The following is a 21,097-nucleotide window of genomic DNA, read 5'->3' as shown; positions in this document are numbered from 1 at the left end:
TCTCGTCAGAGTAGGGCGAGGAAGCGGTCGATATCTTCGTTGCTGATCGACCAGTCGCAGACAAGGCGGCAGGCAAGGATTTCTTCGTCGTTTGCCCCGTCCAGTTCGGCCCCCCACAGGTGGTAAACGGCCCCGGCCTCGTGCAGTTGCTTGTGCCGGGCGCGGGAAAACTGTGCAAAGATCATGTTCGCCTGTGGTTCATGCAGGAAACTCGCGCCCTTTTCACGCAGACCGTCAGCCAGCCGGGCGCATTTGGCGTTAGCCTCGCGTGCCGACTGCAGCCAAAGGTCATCTTGTAGATACGCTGCCATCTGAGCAGACAGATAGCGATGTTTTGAGAAAAGATGCGCGCCCCTTTTCCGGCGCAACTCGAATTCCCAGGCTTTCGTTTCGTCAAAGAATACGACTGCCTCAACACCCATCAACCCGTTCTTGGTACCGCCAAAGCTGACGGCATCCACGCCCGCCTTCCATGTCATCTCGGCAGGGGAACAATTCAGCGCCACCAGAGCGTTGGTAAATCGCGCACCGTCCAAGTGGACCGGCAACCCATATTCCTTGGCGACGCCGCACAGCGCGTGCAATTCACTCAGCGAATAGACCGAGCCGCGTTCAGTCACTTGCGTGATCGACACTGGACCCCGTTGCGGACCATGTACGCCGCGCGTTTCTTCGGCAAGGATAGACTGGCGCAGGGCCTCAGGCTCCATCTTGTCGCCGCCGGGTACCAGCGTCAGCTTGGCACCGCTGTAAAATTCCGGCGCGTTGCACTCGTCTTCATGGATGTGGGCGACAGGAGAGCAAAAGATCGTCTCCCAGGGGTTTGCCAGTGTCGACAATGCCAGCACGTTTGCCGCCGTCCCGGTGGCCACCAGATACACCGCCGCGCCGGGGGCTTCGAAGATGCCGCGGATGCGATCCCGCACTTCGTTCATCATGGTGTCGGCCCCGTAGGCCATCTGATAGCCCTGATTTGCTTCGTTCAAAGCGGCCATGACCTGAGGGTGAACCGGGCCGGAATTGTCAGAAGCGAAATACATCAGTTGGGCTCCTCGATGATATAGTCTTCCCACTCTTCGATGGGTGTTTCAAACTCGGATACCGTGCGCCCCTGAACCGAAATACCTGCGGCGTGCACGCTGTCTGGCGTACCAGATATCAAAGGGTGCCAGTCGTAAAGCGGTTTCCCTTCCCACAGCAGCCGATAGGCGCAGGTCTGCGGCAACCAATAGGCGTGATCGTCGATATTTTCGGGCTTCATCACGATACATTCCGGTACGAATTGGTGGCGGATGTCGTATTGCGTGCAGCGGCAGCTCTCGTCGTCCAGCAGGCGGCAGGCGACACAGGTTAGGGCAACCTCGCCAGTGTCTTCGTCCTCAAGCTTGTTCAGGCAGCACTTGCCACAGCCGTCGCACAGCGCTTCCCACTCGCGCTGGTTCATCTTGGTTAGGGGCTTGCGTTCCCAGAAGCGGGGGCTGAGGCCGTTGCGGTCAATCGGGTCAGTGGTCATAGCGCGGCCAGCACGGTGCGGGCCTTGTCGCAATCGGAATTCATCTGCGCGATCAGACCTTCGAGGCCGTCAAAGGTCAACTCGGGGCGCAGGTACTCGACCAGCCCGACCGATAACGTCGCGCCGTACAGGTCGCCCGAGAAATTAAAGAGGAAAGTCTCGATATTGGGTACTTCGCCATTGAACATCGGACGTGTCCCAACCGAGGCTGCGCCGTGATAGCTGCCGTGATGCGGCCCGTCCAAGACGTCAACCAGCACTGCATAGACGCCAAATTTCGGCGGGTGCAGACCTTCGATAGACATGTTGGCCGTGGGAAAGCCCAACTCGCGCCCGCGCTGTTCACCGCCGATCACCTCACCCTCGATCCGGTGCCAGTGGCCCAGCATGTTGGCTGCGTCACTGGGGCGACCTTCGGTCAGGGCGGTGCGGATGGCCGTAGACGACACGACATTCTCAGAGCGTTCCATCAGTGGCGCGATGGTGACGCCAAACCCCAATTGTTGCCCAAATCGAACCATGTCTTCAGCCGAGCCGCTGCGCCCTTTGCCGAAGCAGAAATCGGCACCAACCACCACATGCGACAGGCCCAGCCCGTCGCAAATTACGTTTCGCGCGAACTCTTCCGGGGTCAGCCCAGCCAAGGCGGCGTTGAAGGGCAGTTCATACAGTTTCTTGACACCCAGCTTCTCTAGCCGGTGCGCGCGGGCATTGCCGCGCATCAGTCGAAAAGGGGGGGCATCGGGCGCAAAATACTCACGTGGATGAGGCTCAAATGTAAGCACGCCTAGGGGGGCATTCGGCGCGGCATTTCGTGCCAGCTCGATCACCGATTGGTGGCCGATATGAACGCCGTCAAAGTTCCCGATCGCCACGCTGGCGCCGCGGTCTTCAGGCTCGATGAATTGAAAATCCCGGATGATGCGCATGAGAGTTTGCGTAACCGGGCAGGGACACATGTTCAAGCTCCAGAATGAACTTTGACGGTGCGTTGGCGCACTTACCGACAGCCCTTTTCGGTTTGGTCAAGGTTGGCTGTGTGTTCCTGCGAAGTCAGCGGTTGGTCCACAACTGCTTGAGTTAAAAAAAAACCTGAGTGTAGACTGAAAGTTCGACCACCGGGAATGAAATGTTTCGGGTTAGCGTCCTGACGAGGTTCAGGTGAACCCAGCAGAGGAGGCAGAGTTGTGTATAGATTGCGTTTGTTCGCGATACGCCATGCCCGCACTTTCGAGTGGATTTATAAGTGCGTCGAACGCGCTATGGTCTCGCTGGATCCGGTATTCGCGAAAATCGGTTACAACCGGGTTGAACGCCCAATCGCGCTGGTCGAAAAAGGTGTGAAGACTTTGCTGTTCGACTGCAAGATGTGTGGGCAATGTGTCCTGTCTTCGACTGGAATGTCCTGCCCGATGAATTGTCCGAAACAATTGCGAAACGGACCATGCGGAGGCGTGCGGCCCGGCGAGTACTGCGAAGTAAAGCCCGACATGAAATGTGTTTGGGCTTTGGCTTGGGACGGGGCCAGCCGCATGCGGGACGGCGGGGACAAGATAAAAGAAGTCCTTCCTCCAGTCGAGCATACGTTACGCGGATCATCGTCGTGGCTGCGGGTCAGTCGAGAAATCGCCGCGAAAGAACGACAGGCGCGGGATGCTGCGCGCGAGACACTGGCGCAGGCCTTCCCCGAGGCGCGCAAAAATGAGCCTTCTGCGGCACCGCTGGCCGCTGAGCCGCCCAATGCGATCAACCGGGATCTGAAGAAATGAGTGATACGCGCAGAGGCGAAATAGAAACCACGGGCTATGTCCCAACGCCCGAGGGGTATGTTTCGCATAGTCGGCTAGAGAAAGTTCTGCGCTCGGGCCGTTTTGCAGTGACAGCGGAATTGAATCCACCTGACAGTGCCGACCCAGAAGATGTTTTTCAGGCTGCACAGCCTTTGGGAGAAGTTGCAGATGCAATCAATGCGACAGATGCTTCGGGCGCCAATTGCCATATGTCATCGATCGGGATCTGTGCTTTGTTAACGCGGGCGGGATATTCGCCCGTCTATCAGATCTCTTGCCGTGACCGAAACCGGATCGCCATCCAGGGTGATGTTCTTGGAGCCGCTGCATTGGGCGTAAGCAATGTTTTGTGCCTGACGGGTGACGGGGTCGGCGTCGGGGATCAGCCTGGGGCCAAGCCGGTATTCGACTTTGACTCTCTTACATTGTTACGCACCATCCGAACCATGCGCGATCAAGGGACGTTTCTGTCCGGTCGAAAGATCACGCGCCCGCCGCAACTGTTTCTGGGGGCGGCAGAGAATCCCTGTATTCCCCCATATGATTGGCGTCCGGATCGGTTGGCAAAGAAGGTCGAGGCCGGCGCTGAGTACATTCAGACCAATTATATTTACGACATTCCGCTGTTTGAAAAATTCATGGCGCGTGTACGGGATAGCGGTTTGGACAAGAAAGTATTCATAATCGCCGGCGTTGGCCCGATTGCGTCCGCACGCTCGGCCCGTTGGATGCGTAGCAACGTGCCGGGTATTCACGTCCCAGACGAGGTCATCGAACGGATGGAAAAAGCGAGCGACCCAGCTGAAGAAGGTAAAATGATTTGCATCGAATTGATCCAACAAATTCGGGAAATCGCCGGAGTCTCTGGCGTGCATGTTATGGCCTATCGGCGCGAACACTTGGTTTCTAAAATTATTCTGGAATCCGGCGCGTTAAAGGGGCGCAAGCGCACGCGACTAGCCTGAAAATCCTATGATCAGTGACGCTGTTGTTTAGGACAACAAAAAAGGCGCCATTTGGCGCCTTCCGATAGTAAATTTAAGCCGATCAGTCGAATTTGCGGGACGGGGCCAGAACCATCGCCTCGCCAATCAGCACTTTCTTACCGTCGACGGCGCAATGGCAATCCAGCTTCACGCGGCGCTTGGCAAAGTCGATGTCGATCACCTTGACCTCGGCATATACCATGTCGCCGGGGCGCACAGGGGCCAGGAATTTCAACGACTGACCCATGTAAACCGTGCCGTGACCGGGCAACTGTTCACCAATCACGGCCGAGATCAGCCCCGCAGTCAGCATTCCGTGCGCGATGCGGCCTTCAAAGATCGTATCGCGGGCGTAGTCGTCATCCAGGTGAACCGGATTCCGGTCGGTCGATACCTGCGCGAACATCTCGATATCTTCGTCCGTCACCACTTTGCGCAGGTGACGGGTCATGCCCATTTCGATGTCTTCAATACAGATCGTGCCGCGCGGAAGATTGTCCAACATGTCGCCCTCACTTGCAATCATTGAGCAACAAAAGGATCAATGTCGCCCAGGTTCGGCAACTTTATTACTTCGCAAGCGCAGAAAATCAAGTCTTTTCTGACTATCTCAAGCGGCCGATTGTGTAGGTGGGGTTTATATTTTCCCTGGCAATATAATCGGTTAGAGATTCGTGGTGCGGATGGTGCTCAGTTTTTGTTTCTGCCGCGGCCAATCCGCCCGAGATGAACAGAGAATCAATCCCCTCTCCCATGCCCCCCAGGATGTCGGTATGGGGCCCGTCACCAATCACCAGAATGTCGGCATCCGGGATGTCGTGACCCAGTTCTTGAAGGCGGCGGCGGGCCAGATCGTAAATCGGCGGATGGGGTTTGCCGAAGTAAAGGCTCTCGCCACCCATCTCGGTATATAGCTTCGCCAGCGCACCGGCGCACCATTCCCGAACCTCACCCCGGTCAACCACGATATCGGGGTTGGCGCAGAGCAGTTTCATACCCTTCTGTTTGGCATAGAGGAAATCCGCGCGGTTTACGGATGGGTCTGCCATCGGATCAAACGGGCCACAGCAGACGATCCCCTCAGCTTCGGCCAGCGGTACGCGGTCAATATGGATCGGGTGGTGCAGCAGTTTCAGTGGTTCAAAGAACCCCGCATCCCGCTGCCATTCGCCCATGAAATAAACTTTTTCGCCCACTGCGCCCCGGAACATCGCTGACCGCGCGGAATCTCCGCTGGTGGCAATGGTGTCATAAGCATCTGCAGGCACATTGAACTGTTTCAACTGTTCGGCCACGCCCGCACGCGGTTTCGGAGAGTTCGTGACCAGTACAACAATCCCGCCTTTTGCACGGTAATCTTGCAGGGCAGCGACGGCCTCAGGGAAAGCCGTGATGCCGTTGTGAACGCAACCCCAAAGGTCAACAAATAGTGCTTGATAACGGTCTGAAACCTCGGAAAGAGCGTGAATGATCTGTGTCATGAGGGACCTCGGGGTCTGAAATGGGAGTTGCCTCACCTATGGCAAAGCTTTCCGGCGTTGGCCATCCCGCATTGATGTATGTCGGGCAATTCTGCGGTGGCCATGAAAAAAGGCGCCCAAATTGGACGCCTTTTCCACAATATGCAATTTGGATCAAACCTTGAGGTTCGGAATGATCTGCTTTTTGCGGCTCATGATGCCGGGCAGAACAACGGCGTCACCATTGACCGATGCGCCAAAGCTCTTCTCGGCTACGCCTTTGACCAGATCGTTCGGCACCAGCAGGGTGGCTTCTTCGTTCAGGATGTCGACAACGAACAGCAGAACCTGATCGACGCCGTCTTCTTTGGCTACGTCGACCATCGAGTCCGCCAGGCTGGCCTTGCGGTCCAGTACAACGCCGGGCGCAGTGGTTTCCAGAACCGAGACGCGGAACTTGGTGCCGTCGACTTCGTATTCCTTGCTGTCCATGCGGATCAGTTCGGCGTCCGAGAAGGACGAGACATCCGATTTCGCCGCGAACATGTCAGCGGCATAGGCCGAAACGTCCAGGCCCAGATCGGCGGCCAGTTTCTCGGCCACTTCGCGGTCATGCGCGGTGGTGGTGGGCGACCGGAATTCCAGCGTGTCCGACAGGATGCAAGTCAGCGCAGCGCCTTTGATGGCCTCGGGCATTTTGGCGGCGTCGTCGCCCATCAGGTCAACCATGATGGTCGCGGTGCAGGCCAGCGGGCGCACGGTGATGTCGATTGGGCCTTTGGTTTCCAGGCCACCGACCAGTTTGTGGTGGTCGATGATGGCGCGGATATCGGCGCTGTTGACGCTGGCGGGCAGCTCGGCCGGGTTGTTGGTGTCAACGATGACAACCGGTGCGTCTGCTTCAACATCGGCGATGATGCGCGGCTTGGGCAGGTCCCAACGCTGCAGCATGAAGGCGGCCTCGGTGTTTGGCTCGCCCAGCAGTACTGGCTCGGCCTTCTCGCCTTTGACTTTGTTTAGATACCATGACCACAGGATCGGTGAGCCGGTGGAGTCGGTGTCGGGGGATTTGTGACCAAATACAAGGGTTGTCATGTCAGCGTCCTGAGGATGATAAATTTGCGCGCCTTATAGGGCGCTCTGCCGGGGTTGTCACCCGGCAGTGATCAGGCTGCGACGGTTGGTCTGATATTTGGCGGACACGCTCAGAATGGGGCGCGGGTCAGAGTGTACCCGGCTTGCTGCAGCTGGTTCAGAAGCCCGTGCTCTCCGCCCAGATGTCCTGCACCTACCGCGATCACCGCGGTCTGATCTTGGATATCCAGAATGTGTTTCATCCAGTTGTTGTTCCGCCCGACAAGAAGCTGCTGCTCGAACCCGGCCCACTCCTCATCAAAGTCCTCTTGCGATAGGCCGGACGCATCGCGCCCCTGAAGGCGTGCCAGTTGAATGATCTGGCCGTGCTGCTCTTCGATATAGGCATTGGCCATGGTCGCCAACTGATCTTCGCTACCCTCAAACGCTCCGGCCATCCGGACAAGGGACTGCACCTGTTTCTCAATGGGGTGGCTGTCGAACATGGCCATCAGATCGTCAATTTCCTCTAACGAGTACTGTGGAATGCTGTGTTCTTCGGCCAGATCGGTCAGGCGTGCGTCCATCCCGTGTTTGGCGTTGGGGTCCTGCATCATGCAGGGGGGAATGCCCAGCATCATGCTAAGAAACCAAGGGCGCATTTTGGCGGCCATCCAGCTTGGGATTCCACGCTCGGCCAGTCCGGCTGAAAGGGCGGTCCAGTCCTCTTCTGGCATCATATCGATCAGAGTCGGCCCCGAAGTGATCAGAACTGGGCTAAGATCGCTGGCAAGGCTCTTTTCAAAGGCTGTCAATTCGTCTTCGGTGACTTCGAAGAAAAATGCGTCGGCTTGGCTGAGCGCAGGTGTCAGACGCTCGACCACAGCATCCATGCGTGGATCGTTGCTGTGAAGTGTCCCGATCAGATGCAGAACAGTGTCGCCTTTGGTCGCGGTCCAATGATTGCCTTCGGGAAATGGGGTGTCGGCCAGCGCCTGTTCAATCTCGGCCTTTAGCTCGGGTGTCAGATCCGCCCTAAGGTCGCGGCCTTCGCAGGCCGCATAGGCGCTGATTGGCAAGAACAAAAAAATGAAAAGGAACAAAATACGCATCAGGGCCATCCAGTGAACTTAGAAATGATATTTACTGTGACCTTGCCGTGGCCGTGGCGCTGGTTCAAGCAACTTGCTGTGATGTCCGGCCTATCTGTGTCTGGCATTCCACAACAAATCGCCTAGCATGCAGACATGGAGCGTGAGCAGGACCTTTATCCCCCCATCAAAGCGCTGTTAGAGCGTCAGGGCTATACCGTCAAAGGCGAGGTCGGCGCTGCCGATATTGTTGCCGTTCGGACCGGGGAAGAGCCGGTGATCGTAGAACTCAAGCTACGGTTTTCTCTGGCGCTGTTTCATCAGGCGATAACGCGGCTGAAAATGACCGATCAGGTTTATATTGCAGTTTGTAAACCCAAGGGTCGCACGGCCCGACGGGCGTTGAAGGATAATCTGGCATTGTGCAGACGTTTGGGTCTTGGGCTGATCACCGTTCGCGCAGATGGCGTGGTTGAGGTTCAGTGCGACCCTGGCCCCTACGCGCCGCGCAAAAACAAGGCCAAGGCCGCCCGGCTGCTGCGTGAATTTGATCGCTTGGAGGGTGATCCCAATGCGGGTGGGGCCACGCGGCATGGGATCGTCACGGCCTACCGTCAGGATGCGTTGAAGTGCGCAGCCCATCTGGCTGAGAGCGGGGCCACAAAAGGGGCCGACGTTGCCAAAGCTACGGGTGTCGCTGCGGCAACCCGTCTGATGCGAGAAAACCACTACGGCTGGTTCGGTAAGGTTGAAAAGGGTATTTATACCCTGACCGAGGCCGGTCGGGATGGGCTGAAACACTGGGCTTACAGCTGGGAATCGGCCGACTGAAGCCGATTGCCAAAAAATCCGTCACAGGTTGTTGACTCGGGGTGGCAGACTCCCTAGCTATTCGTCGTTATCACTCGCAAGGGTCGAGTGCTAATGCCTCGCCGGCCGGCGAGGGGAGGATAAATAAACTTTGAGCCCAAGGAGCTGCAAAGATGGCATTGAAACCGCTTCATGACCGCGTGTTGGTTCGCCGTACCGAAAGCGAAGAAAAAACCGCAGGCGGCCTGATCATTCCTGACAGTGCAAAAGAAAAGCCCAGCGAAGGCGAAGTCGTTGCAACCGGCGAAGGCGCACGCAAGGACAGCGGCGAGCTGATCGCAATGGCTGTTAAAGCTGGCGACAAGATCCTGTTCGGCAAATGGTCGGGCACCGAGGTTCAGGTCAACGGCGAAGAGCTGCTGATGATGAAAGAAAGCGACATCATGGGGATCATCGAGTAAGCCTGCGCGCTTCACTCTGATCTTCATTCCTAACATATTTCTCAAGGAGAAACGACATGGCTGCAAAGGACGTCAAGTTCGACACCGATGCCCGTAACCGCATGCTGGCAGGTGTGAACATCCTGGCCGATGCTGTTAAAGTGACCCTGGGCCCCAAAGGCCGCAACGTGGTTCTGGACAAATCCTTCGGCGCACCGCGCATCACCAAAGATGGTGTATCGGTTGCCAAGGAAATCGAACTGGAAGACAAGTTCGAAAACATGGGCGCGCAGATGGTGAAAGAAGTCGCCAGCCGCACCAATGACGAAGCCGGCGACGGCACCACCACCGCAACCGTTCTGGCACAAGCCATCGTTCGCGAAGGTCTGAAGCAGGTTGCTGCTGGCCTGAACCCGATGGACCTGAAGCGCGGCATCGACCTGGCAACTGCCAAGGTTGTTGAAGGCATCAAAGACGCTTCGCGCGAAGTCAAAGACTCGGCCGAAGTTGCTCAGGTTGGCACCATCTCGGCCAACGGCGAAGCCGAAATTGGCCAGCAGATCGCAGACGCGATGCAGAAGGTTGGCAACGAAGGCGTTATCACCGTCGAAGAAAACAAAGGTCTGGAAACCGAGACCGATGTTGTCGAAGGTATGCAGTTCGACCGTGGCTACCTGTCGCCTTACTTTGTCACCAACGCAGACAAGATGATCGCAGAACTCGACGACTGCATGATCCTGCTGCACGAAAAGAAACTGTCCTCGCTGCAGCCGATGGTTCCGCTGCTCGAGCAGGTGATCCAGTCGCAAAAGCCGCTGCTGATCATCGCGGAAGACGTTGAAGGCGAAGCGCTGGCAACTCTGGTTGTCAACAAACTGCGCGGCGGCCTGAAAATTGCTGCTGTCAAAGCACCGGGCTTCGGCGATCGCCGTAAAGCCATGCTGCAGGACATCGCGATCCTGACCGGTGGTCAGGTCATCTCGGAAGATCTGGGCATGAAGCTCGAGTCCGTCACCATGGACATGCTGGGTACCGCCAAGAAGATCGAGATCACCAAAGACGAAACCACCATCGTCGACGGTGCTGGCGAGAAAGCCGAGATCGAAGCACGTGTTGCTCAAATCCGCACTCAGATCGAAGAAACCTCGTCGGACTACGACCGCGAGAAGCTGCAAGAGCGCGTTGCCAAACTGGCAGGCGGTGTTGCCGTTATCCGCGTCGGCGGCATGACCGAAGTGGAAGTGAAAGAGCGTAAGGACCGTGTGGACGATGCTCTGAACGCAACGCGCGCTGCTGTTCAGGAAGGCGTTGTTGTTGGCGGTGGTGTTGCGCTGGTTCAGGCCGGTAAAGCACTGGAAACTCTGGAAGGTGCAAACGCTGACCAGAACGCCGGTATCAACATCGTTCGCAAGGCAATCGAAGCGCCGCTGCGCCAGATCGCTGAGAACGCAGGTGTTGACGGTGCGGTTGTTGCGGGCAAAGTCCGTGAATCCGCTGACGCAGCCTTTGGCTTCAACGCTCAGACCGAAGAATATGGCGACATGTTCTCGTTCGGTGTGATCGACCCGGCCAAAGTTGTCCGTACCGCTCTGGAAGATGCGGCATCGGTTGCTGGCCTGCTGGTCACCACCGAAGCAATGGTTGCAGATCGTCCGGCCAAAGAAGGCGCGGCACCTGGTGGCGGCATGCCCGACATGGGCGGCATGGGCGGCATGATGTAAGCTGCTTAAGCCATAGGCTTATGATCGGGGTCGCCTTCGGGCGGCCCCGTTTCTTTTTGAATGCCCGCTTCGCGGCCATGCCTCTGGCAGGAGTATTTTTGAAAAGATGAAGCGCGGATCGTCTTGTGCAGCAAAGTGTATGTGCAAAGCAGGTCGAAAGCGCTATGCGGTTGATATGAAGCTGTTCCTGCTCACCGCTCTGACTATGTGCGCCTTTGCGGCGAATTCGATCCTGAACCGTCTGGCTATTGAAAGCGGGGCCAGCGATCCTGCGGGCTTTGCTGTTGTGAGGGTATTGGCCGGTGCCGTGGTACTGGCAGTTCTTGTCTGGTTTAAGGCTGGGCATCTGCCGCTGCGCAATAGGCGCAGAATTGCAGGGGCGGGGGCGTTGTCGCTCTATATGATCGGTTTTTCCGTTGCCTACCTGACGCTGGATGCCGGGCTGGGCGCTTTGATCCTGTTCGGGGTGGTGCAGATCACTATGTTCATGGTGACGTCGTTGACAGGCAATAACCCTACTGCCCGACAGTTGGCTGGCGCTATGATCGCGTTGGCGGGGTTGGCTTATGTGCTTTGGCCCGCGGGCACCGTGCAGGTGGATTTGACGGGGGCAGCCTTGATGACCGCCGCCGGGGTGGGGTGGGGCGTCTATTCCCTAGTCGGACGATCAGAGCCGGACGCTTTGGCCGGGACGGCTGCCAATTTTGTTGTCGCGCTGCCGGTCACTGCACTGTCCCTTCTGGTACTTGGAGGGGATTGGCAGATGACCGGTTTTGGCTGCTTCCTCGCCATGATTTCAGGCAGCGTTACCTCTGGGATGGGATATGCGCTTTGGTACCGTGTGCTGCCGCTGCTGGCACCAACGACAGCGGCCGTGGTTCAACTCAGCGTACCGATCATTGCCATTCTCGGTGGAGTTACTTTGTTGGGAGAGGCCATCAGCTTGCGCCTGGTTCTGGGTGCAGCGCTGGTTCTGGGCGGGATTGCGCTGGCCGTCCTGCGCTTGAAACCGCGCTAGGGGTTTCATCACCGGTGGTTAGCGCTTATTTGGCGGCTATGAGATATCTGGTCGCCTTGTTTTTGTTCCTTGTTCCCGCAGTGGTCCATGCGAAATGCGTGGTGCTGTTGCACGGGCTGGCGCGAACTGAGGCCTCTTTTACCGTCATGGAGCAGCTGTTTCAGGCGCATGGATATTCAGTTGTTCGTCCGGGGTATCCGTCGACCGACCTGCCAATCCCAGAACTGGCCGAGCAGACGCTTCCAGACGCCTTCGCGGGCTGCGGCGACGATACAGTGAATGTGGTGGCACATTCGATGGGGGGCATCTTGTTGCGCTATTGGCTGCAGGACCATCATCCAGAAAAATTGGGGCGTGTGGTCATGCTTGGCCCGCCGAACCAGGGCAGTCAGCTGGTCGACGAATTGGGCGCATATGAAGTCTTCGGCATGTTGAACGGCCCTGCCGGTCTGGCATTGGGCACAGGCCCAGAGGGCATACCGGGCAAGCTGCCCCCGGTCGATTTCGAGGTGGGTGTTATCGCCGGTGAAAATTCGCTGAACCCGTTGTTTTCCTCCCTGATCGACGGGAAGGATGACGGCAAGGTCTCGGTCCAGACCACAAAGGTTGATGGGATGAAGGATCACATCGTTCTGCCGGTCACCCACACATTCATGATGAACAATCCCCGTGTGATGGCCCAAGCGCTGCATTTCATCGAGTACGGTCAATTTGATCCCCAAATAACCTGGCTGGACGGGGTGATGGATGTCATCGACGAAATTTGCATCGGGCAGGACTGCTCGGAACCTGCTTCGGAGCCATCGCATTGACCGCATTGAACCTGACCCTGACTGGCGCAGAGGTGCTGAAGCCGGAAAAAGGTCTTGTGCCTGTCGATCTGCCGTTTGCCGACGGCATCATTCAGGCCGACCGGATTGGGCGTCAAATCGATCTGTCAGGCTACCTTGTCCTGCCCGGTATCATCGACTTGCACGGTGACGGGTTCGAGCGCCACATCGCGCCTCGCCGTGGGGCAATGAAGCAGATGAATGAAGGTATTCTTTCGGTCGAGGCCGAGCTGGCCGCCAATGGCATAACCACCGCTGTATTGGCCCAATTCCATAGCTGGGAGGGCGGCGTGCGCGGCCCCGAATTTGCTGGGCAGGTTTTTGACGCGATCGCCTCGGTCAAGGATCGAGTTGTCACCGACCTGATGCCCCAGCTGCGGTTTGAAACGCATATGCTGGACGACTACGCGGGCCTGCCCGAGCGTATTGCAGCCTGGAAAGTACCTTATATCGTGTTCAACAATCATCTACCGCATGACCGTTTGGCCGAAGGGCGCAAGCCGCCGCGCTTGACAGGGCAGGCGTTGAAAGCGGGGCGAAACCCGGATGCGCATTTTGAGTTGCTTCTGTCCATGCATGCCCGCAACGCCGAGGTCCCTGCCGCATTGGATGACCTTTGCACAACTTTAGCTGCACAAGGGGTCCGCATGGGGAGCCATGACGACGCTACTGCCCAGACACGCTCCGAATGGCGCGCACGCGGGGCGCAAATAGCCGAATTCCCCGAAACGATCGAGGCCGCCGAAGCTGCCCGCTCTGCCGGTGATTACATTATCCTCGGCTCGCCCAACGTCGTACGAGGTGGATCGCACAAGGGAAATGCCAGTGCGCTGGATCTGATCACAATGGGATATTGCGATGCGTTGGCTTCGGATTACCACTATCCCAGCCCGCGCCGAGCCGCATTGATGTTAGCCAAGTCGGGATTGATGGATATGGCTGGCGCCTGGGCATTGGTGTCATCCGGCCCAGCACGCGTACTTGGCTTGATGGACCGCGGCACGCTTGCCTCTGGCAAGCGCGCCGATTTGGTGATCCTGGATGCCGCCACACATCGTGTTGCCGCCACATTGGCGGGCGGGCGCGTCAGCTACATGGCCGGAGATATCGCAGCGCGGTTCATGGCTTGAACCCGCAGCTTCATCTTTACTCAAATACTCCCGCCGGAGGCATCGCGCGCTAGCGCGAAATACGATTGAAATGCCCCATCTTCCGGCCAGACTTGACCTCGGCCTTACCATATAGATGCAGGGCCACGTCACGTTCCTGTGCCAGCTCGGGAACGCGGTCCATATCGGAACCAATCAGGTTCTCCATGACCACATCCGAATGGCGTTGTCCGTCGCCCAAGGGCCACCCGACCACTGCGCGGATATGCTGCTCGAATTGGTCCACAGCACAACCGTTCTGCGTCCAGTGGCCTGAATTATGCACCCGTGGTGCGATCTCATTCACGATCAAACCACCGGGCGTCACAAACAGCTCAACCCCCATCACCCCGACATAGTCCAGCGCGTTCAGGATATTTGCGGCCAGCAGGACCGCATCGGTGCGCTGCGCGGGGCGTAGGCGGGCGGGGACTGTCGTGGTATGCAGGATGCCGTCACGGTGGACATTCTCGCCAGGATCGAAACAGGCAACCTGACCGTCCAGGCCGCGGGCCGCGATGATTGAAACCTCGTGGCTGAAATCAACAAACCCTTCTAGGATCGCCGGTGCACCGGCCATATCTGCCAGTGCGCTCTCGGCATCCTCAGGAGCGCGCAGTCGGGCCTGACCTTTCCCATCATAGCCAAAACGACGGGTTTTCAAAATGGCAGGCGTGCCGATCTGCTCAATTGCAGCGTTCAGGCTGTCCAGATCGGTTATATCGGCAAAAGGTGCGGTGTTCAGGCCCAACCCTTGCAGAAAGTTCTTTTCGGTCAGTCGATCCTGACTGACCCGCAGCGCCTCGCGCCCTGGACGGATCGGGCGATGGGCTTCAAGAACATCCAGCGCTTCGGTTGGGATGTTCTCGAATTCATAAGTGATTACATCGACTGACTCGGCAAACGCCTGCAACGCGTCGGCATCGTCATAGGCGGCAGTGGTTACGCGGTCGGCCACTTGACCCGCAGGTGGGTTGGCGCCCGGTTCGTAAATATGCGTTACAAACCCCAGTCGAGCCGCTGCTACGGAAAGCATCCGGCCCAGCTGACCACCACCCAGTATACCGATCTTTGCGCCAGGTTGTAGTGCTTCACTCATCGACAGGCTCCTCAGGGATTGAGGCCGACAGCGCATCGCGCCAAGCGTCCAAACGCTGGGCCAGAGCTTCGTCCTGCAGGGCCAGAATACCGGCGGCCATCAGGCCCGCGTTGGCACCGCCGGCAGATCCAATCGCCATGGTCGCCACTGGAAAGCCTTTGGGCATCTGAACGATGGAATACAGCGAGTCCACACCGGACAGCGCGCGCGTCTGCACGGGGACGCCAATCACCGGCACCCGCGTTTTCGAGGCCATCATGCCAGGCAGGTGTGCGGCACCTCCGGCACCAGCAATAATAACGTGCAAACCACGGGATGCGGCGGTTTTGCCGTAGTCCCACAAGCGGTCGGGGGTGCGGTGCGCTGAGACGATGCGTTTTTCATACGCAATGCCCAACTCATCCAGAATTTTTGCGGCTTCTTTCATCGTGGGCCAGTCTGACTGGCTGCCCATGATGATCCCCACTTTCACATCGCTCATCCGCTTGCGTCCCTGCCGTTCAGAAAGAGCGCGCACTATAGCCAAATCGGTCCCGTAGGCAATGCGGTATGGGTGCTCTAAAGCCCTTTTGGCGGTCGGCTGAAAATACATTCAAAATAGTGTATGATTGCCTCGGGATTTTATTCCCCGAGGAGGAACCCATGACAGTTGCAGTATTGAAGAACCGGGCTGGTGAGCCCGTGCCGCAAGACCGTATTGAAGAGTTCAGGACGCAAATTCGGGGGGATTTCATTTTGCCCGGTGACGCCGAGTACGACAATGCGCGCAGCATTTGGAATGCGTTGATCGATAAACACCCTGGTGCCATTCTGCGGTGTCAAGGCACCGCCGATGTTTCAGCCGCGGCCAGGTTTGCAATTTCCAACAACATACTGGTCTCAGTCAGAGGGGGTGGTCACAATGTGGGTGGTCGGGCGGTCTGCGATGACGGGCTTGTCATTGATCTATCGAACATGCGCGCTGTGCATGTCGACCCGGACGCCCAGACTGTGCGAGCGCAGGGCGGTGCATTGTTGGGCGACGTGGATCGTGAAACGCATCAGCACGGCCTCGCCGTACCTTTGGGCGTTGTTTCGCAGACCGGGATCGGCGGCCTGACAACTGGCGGAGGATTCGGGTGGCTGGCGCGCAAATACGGTCCGGCCTGTGACAATGTCATCGAAGCCGAGGTCGTCACGGCGGATGGGTCGATCAGAACAGCCAGCGCAAACAGCAACCCCGATCTTTACTGGGGAATTTGCGGTGGCAGCGGCAATTTCGGAGTGGTCACGTCTTTTCTGTATAAGGCCTACCCTCTTTCCACCGTGTTGGGTGGCATGATCGCGTACCCGCGTGACGCGGCGCCAGAAATCCTTCGAGGTTATCGGGATATTATGTCTCGGGCTCCAGATGAACTAACCGTTTACTCTGCGCTGCTTTGGGGGCCGGATGGAACACCGCTGATTGCATTGGTGCCGTGCTGGATCGGCGACGACAAGGAAGCAGGGCGTCAGGCGATTCAACCCTTGACGGAAATCGGTGAGCCTTTGGTTGCTGACGTACAGGAAATGCCATTCCCGGCCATGCAATCCATGCTGGATGCAGCCTATGGCCCCGGCAGTCGGAATTATTGGAAATCAGCATACCTAAACGCGCTGCCTGACGAAGCAATCGACACTATTGTTGCGCAGTCCAAAGGTATGACCATTCCTGGCTCAGGTATTCTGATTGAACATTGCGCCGGGGCGGCGAAATCCAAAATGAATGGGGACAACGCCTTTGCACAACGGGGTCATGACTACTTGATCGCAATATTGCCGCTTTGGACGGACCCATCCGACGATGCGGATCAAATTGCGTGGGCACGCACGATGCATGACGCGATGAAGCCGTTTTCAACAGGGGGAACCTATCTGAACTATCTGGGTGCCGACGAGGACAGTGCGATAGAAACAGCTTTTGGTGAAAATCTGAGCCAGTTGAAGGAGGTTAAACGGAAATATGATCCAACCAACTTCTTCAGCGCAAACGCAAATATTGCACCCTGACTAAAGCCCTGCAATTTCTGAATAAGGCTCACCCAATTTTGGTTGGGTGGGCGTAACGCTCAGGCCATTTCCCCGATAGTGGGTATATTAGGCAATGATATCAGGCGTCAGGCGGTCTTCGATCAGGCGAATAATGTCTTTCAAACGAAGTTTCTGCTTTTTCAGCCGCTTGACTGTCAGCTGATCGGCCGTACCAGTGGCTTGTAGCGCCTCGATCGCTTCATCCAGATCACGGTGTTGGCGGCGGAAAACCTCCAGCTCAACCCGTAAAACCTCGTCTGTTTTCATCGAAAGATCGGTGGGCGCGTTCATAGGCGACTCAGTATTTGTTGTGGTGCTTACCACACAAGATAGTGTGTCAGGGTTTATCCGGCCAGACCTTGTGGACATCCCTGCATATTCCCATATTCTACTGTACGCGGTTGCCAGAATTGGGACCGCATCACACGTCGCTTTGGCAATAAAGGACGATAATACGTGTCAAAACTTACTCTTGGCTCATACCCGCATCTTTTGGGGTTCGAGCAGTTGGAACGCCTTCTGGAGCGGTCTGCAAAGGCTGGCAACGAAGGATACCCGCCCTATAACATCGAACAGACCTCGGACTTTTCGTATCGCATTACCTTGGCAGTGGCCGGGTTTGCTGAACAGGATCTGTCGATCACGATCGAGGATCGCCAATTGGTGATACGGGGCCGCCAACGTGACGACAGCGAGGGGCGCATATTCCTGCATCGCGGCATCGCGGCGCGTCAGTTCCAGCGCATGTTTGTACTGGCCGATGGTGTCGAAGTGGGCGAGGCGATCATGGAAAATGGTCTGCTGCATGTGGATCTGACCCGCGCCATACCTGAAACCGTGGTGCAAACGATCAACATAAAGAAGGGGTGAGAGCTATGAATACACCGATCGAACTGAAAGCCGAAGGCAATCGGATCGTCTATGTAAAAGCAGTCGACGTTGCTGATCTGCCTCGGGAAGTGCGAGAGCAGGCCGGTGATCTGGATCAGCTTTATGCGGTCCATGATTCCGACGGTCAGCAGCTGGCGCTGGTCGCCGATCGCAAGCTGGCATTCGTTCTGGCGCGCGAGCACGACTTTTCTCCGGTTGCCGTGCACTGATCCATAGGATTTCCCCGTGACAACTGTCGCCCCGCAGGCGAGAAATGCGGACATTTAGCGGTTCGCATATCTAAAAGGGGCGACACATGAGCTGGTTTGACTTTGACTGGGTAGACGCCTTTAGTGACCACGCATTTGGCGGAAATGGCTGTGCCGTGGTTCATGGCGGAGCGATTCTGCCCGAGGATATCTGCACGGCGTATGTGCGTGAAACCTCTTTGGTCGAATGCACCTTCACCGGGCCTTCCGATGTGGCGGATATACGGGTGCGCTATTTTCTGGCCAGTAAGGAGATTCCTTTCGCTGGGCATCCCACCATTGCAACCGTGGCAGCGATGCGCTCTCGTGGCCAGTTCGAAGGCGATGCACTGACACTGGAGACGAATGCCGGGATCGTCACAATCCGTCTGCAAGGGGATGAGATTGAGATGACGCAAGTCGCGCCGCAATTCGGCGATCTTGTCCCGGCCGGTCTGGTGGCAACTGCCGTCAATCTTCCTGAGGACGCGATAATCTCTCCGCCGCAATTTGTATCTACTGGCTTGCCCTTCTGCATTACCGTTCTGCGCGATCATCACGCTTTGCGTGCAGCAAAGCTGAATGTTGACGCACTTCCCAAGATAGCTGCGAAAGCCGGCTATTCGGGGTCGGATATGGCAGAACCTTTCCTGGTGACGCTGAAAGGCGCGACTGAGGCAAGTGATACATTCTCGCGCCTGCTTATGGCGCCGCCCAGCCCGCCCGAAGACCCGTTTACCGGATCAGCAACCGGCGCGATGGCGGCCTATCTGTGGAAATACGGTTTGATGCCAAAAGACAGTTTCATAGCCGAGCAGGGCCACGATTTGGGGCGCCCCGGTCAGGCAGTCGTCACGCGTGTCGGCCCTGCTGATGCCATGACCGGCATCAAGGTGGCAGGTCGCGGCCATGTGTTGATGCGTGGCGAAGTAGATTTGCCGGTGTAAAAATCACCAAATGGCAGTAAATGAAAACGGCCCCCGAAAACCGGAGGCCGTTTGCAAAATGTAAGTAGCGTTTAAGAGCCTGCGATCAGGCCCATGCTTTCCAGCTTGAGCAGCACCTGATGGGCGCAGTTGTCGACGTCGACATTTTCGGTTTCGACGCTCAGCTCGGGGTTCTGGGGCACATCATAAGGGTCCGAGATGCCGGTGAATTCCTTGATCTTGCCCTCACGTGCCAGTTTGTAGAGGCCCTTGCGGTCACGACGTTCGCATTCCTCGATGCTGGTCGCAACGTGGACTTCGCAGAAGGCACCGAACTGTTCGATGTCTTCGCGCACCGCGCGGCGGGTGGTGGCATATGGCGCGATCGGCGCACAGATGGCGATACCGCCGTTCTTGGTGATTTCCGAGGCCACGTAACCGATGCGGCGGATGTTCAGGTCGCGGTGCTCTTTCGAGAAACCCAGTTCCGAGGACAGGTTCTTACGAACGATGTCACCATCCAGCAGTGTCACCGGACGGCCGCCCATCTCCATTAGCTTGACCATAAGTGCGTTGGCGATGGTGGATTTGCCCGAACCCGAAAAACCGGTGAAGAACACGGTAAAGCCTTGTTCCGCGCGGGGCGGAGACGTGCGGCGCAGTTCTGAGACCACTTCGGGGAAAGAAAACCACTCAGGGATTTCCAGACCTTCGCGCAGACGGCGGCGCAATTCGGTGCCCGAGATGTTCAGGATTGTCACGTTATCCTTGTCGGCGATCTCGTCATTGGGCTCGTACTGGGCGCGTTCCTGCACATAAACCATGTGCTTGAAGTCGACCATTTCAACGCCGATCTCGTCCTGGAACTGCCGGAACAGATCCTGCGCGTCATAGGGGCCATAGAAATCTTCACCAGCAGAGTTTTTGCCCGGACCAGCGTGATCGCGGCCAACGATGAAGTGTGTGCAGCCATGGTTTGCGCGGATCAGCCCATGCCAGACTGCCTCGCGCGGGCCAGCCATGCGCATGGCCAGGTTCAGCAGCGACATCGAGGTGGTCGACGCCGGGTATTTGTCCAGAACGGCTTCGTAGCAGCGCACGCGGGTAAAGTGGTCGACATCGCCCGGTTTGGTCATGCCGACAACCGGATGGATCAGCAGGTTGGCCTGTGCCTCTTTGGCGGCGCGGAAGGTCAATTCCTGGTGCGCGCGGTGCAGCGGGTTGCGGGTTTGGAACGCGACAATGCGGCGCCAGCCCAGTTTGCGGAAATAAGCGCGCAGTTCGTTCGGAGTGTCGCGGCGACCGCGGAAGTCATAATGGACAGGTTGCTGGATGCCCACAACGGGACCACCCAGATAAACCTTGCCAGCCACGTTGTGCAGATAGTTCACCGCCGGGTGCGCATCGTCATCAGCGCCAAAGACATTCTCCGCCTCGCGGGCCTTGTTCGGGGTCCAGCGGTCGGTCACGGTCATGGTGCCGAGGATGACACCTTCCTGATCGCGCAGGGCGATGTCCTGTCCCAGCTCGATGCTTTCGGCAAAATCTTCACTGACGTCCAGGGTGATGGGCATCGGCCAAAGGGTGCCGTCGGCCAGACGCATATTTTCGACGACGCCGTCGTAGTCGGCCTCGGACAGGAAGCCCTTGAGCGGGTTGAACCCGCCGTTCATCAACAGTTCCAGATCGCAGATCTGACGCGGGCTCAGATCCCAGCTGGTCAAGTCGGCGGCTTCTACTTTTAGTTTCTGGGCCGACTCGTACGAAACGTACAGTTCGGGGATCGGGGCCAGATTGCTTAACATCGTCATAGGAATACTCTTGTCGAAGTGCGGTTCTACCGGTGATTCAGAGGTGTTTGAGGCGCATGTGCCTCGGCTGAAGGTCGAAGTCCATATACATTTACTAAACAAAGGACGATATGCGCGGTTTTTGCTGGGATTGGAAGGATTTTCCGCCATGTGCGGTTTTTCGCGACCATATTCCCGTTGATGCGCGGCAATCGGCTAAATTTTGTGCGTGTG

At 57.3% G+C, this 21,097-nt stretch carries 23 protein-coding genes; 12 read left to right on the top strand and 11 right to left on the bottom strand.

Annotated elements, in window-relative coordinates:
• Positions 1 to 5: 5 nt before the first annotated feature.
• The 3 genes from GOW93_RS10080 to GOW93_RS10070 are packed head-to-tail and all read right to left on the bottom strand — an operon-like array spanning position 6 to position 2,442.
• The gene (locus GOW93_RS10080; protein ID WP_170383670.1) at positions 6 to 1,040 is read right to left on the bottom strand and encodes a threonine aldolase family protein; all 1,035 of its coding nucleotides are present in this window, start codon (positions 1,038 to 1,040) and stop codon (positions 6 to 8) included.
• A complete protein-coding gene (locus tag GOW93_RS10075; protein ID WP_170383668.1) occupies positions 1,040 to 1,513 on the bottom strand; it encodes a YcgN family cysteine cluster protein in 474 nt (157 codons plus the stop codon). Before GOW93_RS10075 ends, GOW93_RS10080 begins: the two co-directional genes overlap by 1 nt.
• Entirely contained in the window at positions 1,510 to 2,442 is a 933-nt protein-coding gene (locus tag GOW93_RS10070; RefSeq protein ID WP_170383667.1) for a bifunctional riboflavin kinase/FAD synthetase, read from the bottom strand. Before GOW93_RS10070 ends, GOW93_RS10075 begins: the two co-directional genes overlap by 4 nt.
• A 258-nt stretch (positions 2,443 to 2,700) precedes the next feature.
• On the opposite strand from GOW93_RS10070, the gene GOW93_RS10065 reads away from it, so the two are divergent.
• Together GOW93_RS10065 and GOW93_RS10060 are read left to right on the top strand one after the other, a co-directional pair.
• The gene (locus GOW93_RS10065; protein ID WP_170383665.1) at positions 2,701 to 3,282 is read left to right on the top strand and encodes a methylenetetrahydrofolate reductase C-terminal domain-containing protein; all 582 of its coding nucleotides are present in this window, start codon (positions 2,701 to 2,703) and stop codon (positions 3,280 to 3,282) included.
• Positions 3,279 to 4,268, top strand: coding sequence for a methylenetetrahydrofolate reductase (locus GOW93_RS10060; protein ID WP_170383663.1), 990 nt, complete (start codon positions 3,279 to 3,281; stop codon positions 4,266 to 4,268). The genes GOW93_RS10065 and GOW93_RS10060 overlap by 4 nt, the downstream gene beginning before the upstream one ends.
• 82 nt (positions 4,269 to 4,350) lie before the next feature.
• Here GOW93_RS10060 and GOW93_RS10055 read toward each other — a convergent pair whose 3' ends face one another.
• From GOW93_RS10055 to GOW93_RS10040, 4 genes are all read right to left on the bottom strand, one after another.
• Positions 4,351 to 4,794 carry a MaoC family dehydratase gene (locus GOW93_RS10055; protein WP_058275518.1) on the bottom strand — a complete coding sequence of 148 codons (444 nt, stop codon included), beginning with the start codon at positions 4,792 to 4,794 and terminating at the stop codon, positions 4,351 to 4,353.
• 100 nt (positions 4,795 to 4,894) lie between these two features.
• Entirely contained in the window at positions 4,895 to 5,770 is an 876-nt protein-coding gene (locus GOW93_RS10050; RefSeq protein ID WP_170383661.1) for a TIGR01459 family HAD-type hydrolase, read from the bottom strand.
• A gap of 153 nt (positions 5,771 to 5,923) precedes the next feature.
• Positions 5,924 to 6,844: a manganese-dependent inorganic pyrophosphatase gene (locus tag GOW93_RS10045; protein WP_170383660.1), complete on the bottom strand. Its 921-nt coding sequence runs from the start codon at positions 6,842 to 6,844 to the stop codon at positions 5,924 to 5,926.
• A gap of 110 nt (positions 6,845 to 6,954) precedes the next feature.
• Complete coding sequence (locus GOW93_RS10040) at positions 6,955 to 7,935, bottom strand: TraB/GumN family protein (protein ID WP_170383658.1); 981 nt, start codon at positions 7,933 to 7,935, stop codon at positions 6,955 to 6,957.
• Between the two features lie 135 nt (positions 7,936 to 8,070).
• Here GOW93_RS10040 and GOW93_RS10035 point away from each other — a divergent pair, with 135 nt between their 5' ends.
• The 6 genes from GOW93_RS10035 to GOW93_RS10010 all read left to right on the top strand — a co-directional run bounded on the left by GOW93_RS10035 (position 8,071) and on the right by GOW93_RS10010 (position 13,863).
• Positions 8,071 to 8,745, top strand: coding sequence for a DUF2161 domain-containing phosphodiesterase (locus tag GOW93_RS10035; protein WP_170383656.1), 675 nt, complete (start codon positions 8,071 to 8,073; stop codon positions 8,743 to 8,745).
• Positions 8,746 to 8,897: 152 nt separating this feature from the next.
• Positions 8,898 to 9,185 carry a co-chaperone GroES gene (groES, locus tag GOW93_RS10030; RefSeq protein ID WP_039523824.1) on the top strand — a complete coding sequence of 96 codons (288 nt, stop codon included), beginning with the start codon at positions 8,898 to 8,900 and terminating at the stop codon, positions 9,183 to 9,185.
• Between the two features lie 56 nt (positions 9,186 to 9,241).
• On the top strand, positions 9,242 to 10,885 hold the full coding sequence (groL, locus tag GOW93_RS10025; RefSeq protein WP_170383654.1) for a chaperonin GroEL: 1,644 nt from the start codon (positions 9,242 to 9,244) through the stop codon (positions 10,883 to 10,885).
• A 175-nt stretch (positions 10,886 to 11,060) separates the two neighbouring features.
• Complete coding sequence (locus tag GOW93_RS10020) at positions 11,061 to 11,903, top strand: DMT family transporter (RefSeq protein WP_170383652.1); 843 nt, start codon at positions 11,061 to 11,063, stop codon at positions 11,901 to 11,903.
• 38 nt (positions 11,904 to 11,941) lie between these two features.
• Positions 11,942 to 12,715, top strand: coding sequence for an esterase/lipase family protein (locus tag GOW93_RS10015; protein WP_170383650.1), 774 nt, complete (start codon positions 11,942 to 11,944; stop codon positions 12,713 to 12,715).
• On the top strand, positions 12,712 to 13,863 hold the full coding sequence (locus GOW93_RS10010; protein ID WP_170383648.1) for an alpha-D-ribose 1-methylphosphonate 5-triphosphate diphosphatase: 1,152 nt from the start codon (positions 12,712 to 12,714) through the stop codon (positions 13,861 to 13,863). The genes GOW93_RS10015 and GOW93_RS10010 overlap by 4 nt, the downstream gene beginning before the upstream one ends.
• A gap of 49 nt (positions 13,864 to 13,912) precedes the next feature.
• On the opposite strand, the gene GOW93_RS10005 is transcribed toward GOW93_RS10010, so the two are convergent.
• Together GOW93_RS10005 and purE are read right to left on the bottom strand one after the other, a co-directional pair.
• The gene (locus GOW93_RS10005) at positions 13,913 to 14,980 is read right to left on the bottom strand and encodes a 5-(carboxyamino)imidazole ribonucleotide synthase (RefSeq protein ID WP_170383646.1); all 1,068 of its coding nucleotides are present in this window, start codon (positions 14,978 to 14,980) and stop codon (positions 13,913 to 13,915) included.
• Complete coding sequence (gene purE / locus GOW93_RS10000; protein WP_170383644.1) at positions 14,973 to 15,461, bottom strand: 5-(carboxyamino)imidazole ribonucleotide mutase; 489 nt, start codon at positions 15,459 to 15,461, stop codon at positions 14,973 to 14,975. Before purE ends, GOW93_RS10005 begins: the two co-directional genes overlap by 8 nt.
• A 161-nt stretch (positions 15,462 to 15,622) precedes the next feature.
• Here purE and GOW93_RS09995 point away from each other — a divergent pair, with 161 nt between their 5' ends.
• Entirely contained in the window at positions 15,623 to 17,008 is a 1,386-nt protein-coding gene (locus GOW93_RS09995; RefSeq protein ID WP_170383642.1) for an FAD-binding oxidoreductase, read from the top strand.
• A gap of 87 nt (positions 17,009 to 17,095) precedes the next feature.
• Here GOW93_RS09995 and GOW93_RS09990 read toward each other — a convergent pair whose 3' ends face one another.
• Positions 17,096 to 17,320 (bottom strand): YdcH family protein, encoded by a 225-nt coding sequence (locus tag GOW93_RS09990; protein WP_170383640.1) that lies wholly within the window; start codon positions 17,318 to 17,320, stop codon positions 17,096 to 17,098.
• A gap of 165 nt (positions 17,321 to 17,485) precedes the next feature.
• Here GOW93_RS09990 and GOW93_RS09985 point away from each other — a divergent pair, with 165 nt between their 5' ends.
• The 3 genes from GOW93_RS09985 (at position 17,486) to GOW93_RS09975 (ending at position 19,094) form a co-directional block, all read left to right on the top strand.
• Positions 17,486 to 17,899, top strand: coding sequence for an Hsp20 family protein (locus GOW93_RS09985; protein WP_170383638.1), 414 nt, complete (start codon positions 17,486 to 17,488; stop codon positions 17,897 to 17,899).
• Between the two features lie 5 nt (positions 17,900 to 17,904).
• On the top strand, positions 17,905 to 18,129 hold the full coding sequence (locus GOW93_RS09980; protein ID WP_170383636.1) for a DUF1150 family protein: 225 nt from the start codon (positions 17,905 to 17,907) through the stop codon (positions 18,127 to 18,129).
• An 86-nt stretch (positions 18,130 to 18,215) separates the two neighbouring features.
• Entirely contained in the window at positions 18,216 to 19,094 is an 879-nt protein-coding gene (locus GOW93_RS09975; RefSeq protein ID WP_170383634.1) for a PhzF family phenazine biosynthesis protein, read from the top strand.
• Between the two features lie 71 nt (positions 19,095 to 19,165).
• Here GOW93_RS09975 and GOW93_RS09970 read toward each other — a convergent pair whose 3' ends face one another.
• Positions 19,166 to 20,884 carry a bifunctional sulfate adenylyltransferase/adenylylsulfate kinase gene (locus GOW93_RS09970; protein WP_170383633.1) on the bottom strand — a complete coding sequence of 573 codons (1,719 nt, stop codon included), beginning with the start codon at positions 20,882 to 20,884 and terminating at the stop codon, positions 19,166 to 19,168.
• Positions 20,885 to 21,097: the final 213 nt, after the last annotated feature.

Source organism: Ruegeria atlantica, from assembly GCF_013032455.1.
Classification (GTDB): domain Bacteria; phylum Pseudomonadota; class Alphaproteobacteria; order Rhodobacterales; family Rhodobacteraceae; genus Ruegeria; species Ruegeria atlantica_B.
The sequence above is the reverse complement of the archived record's forward strand: the minus strand, read 5'-3'. Positions and strand labels throughout refer to the sequence as shown.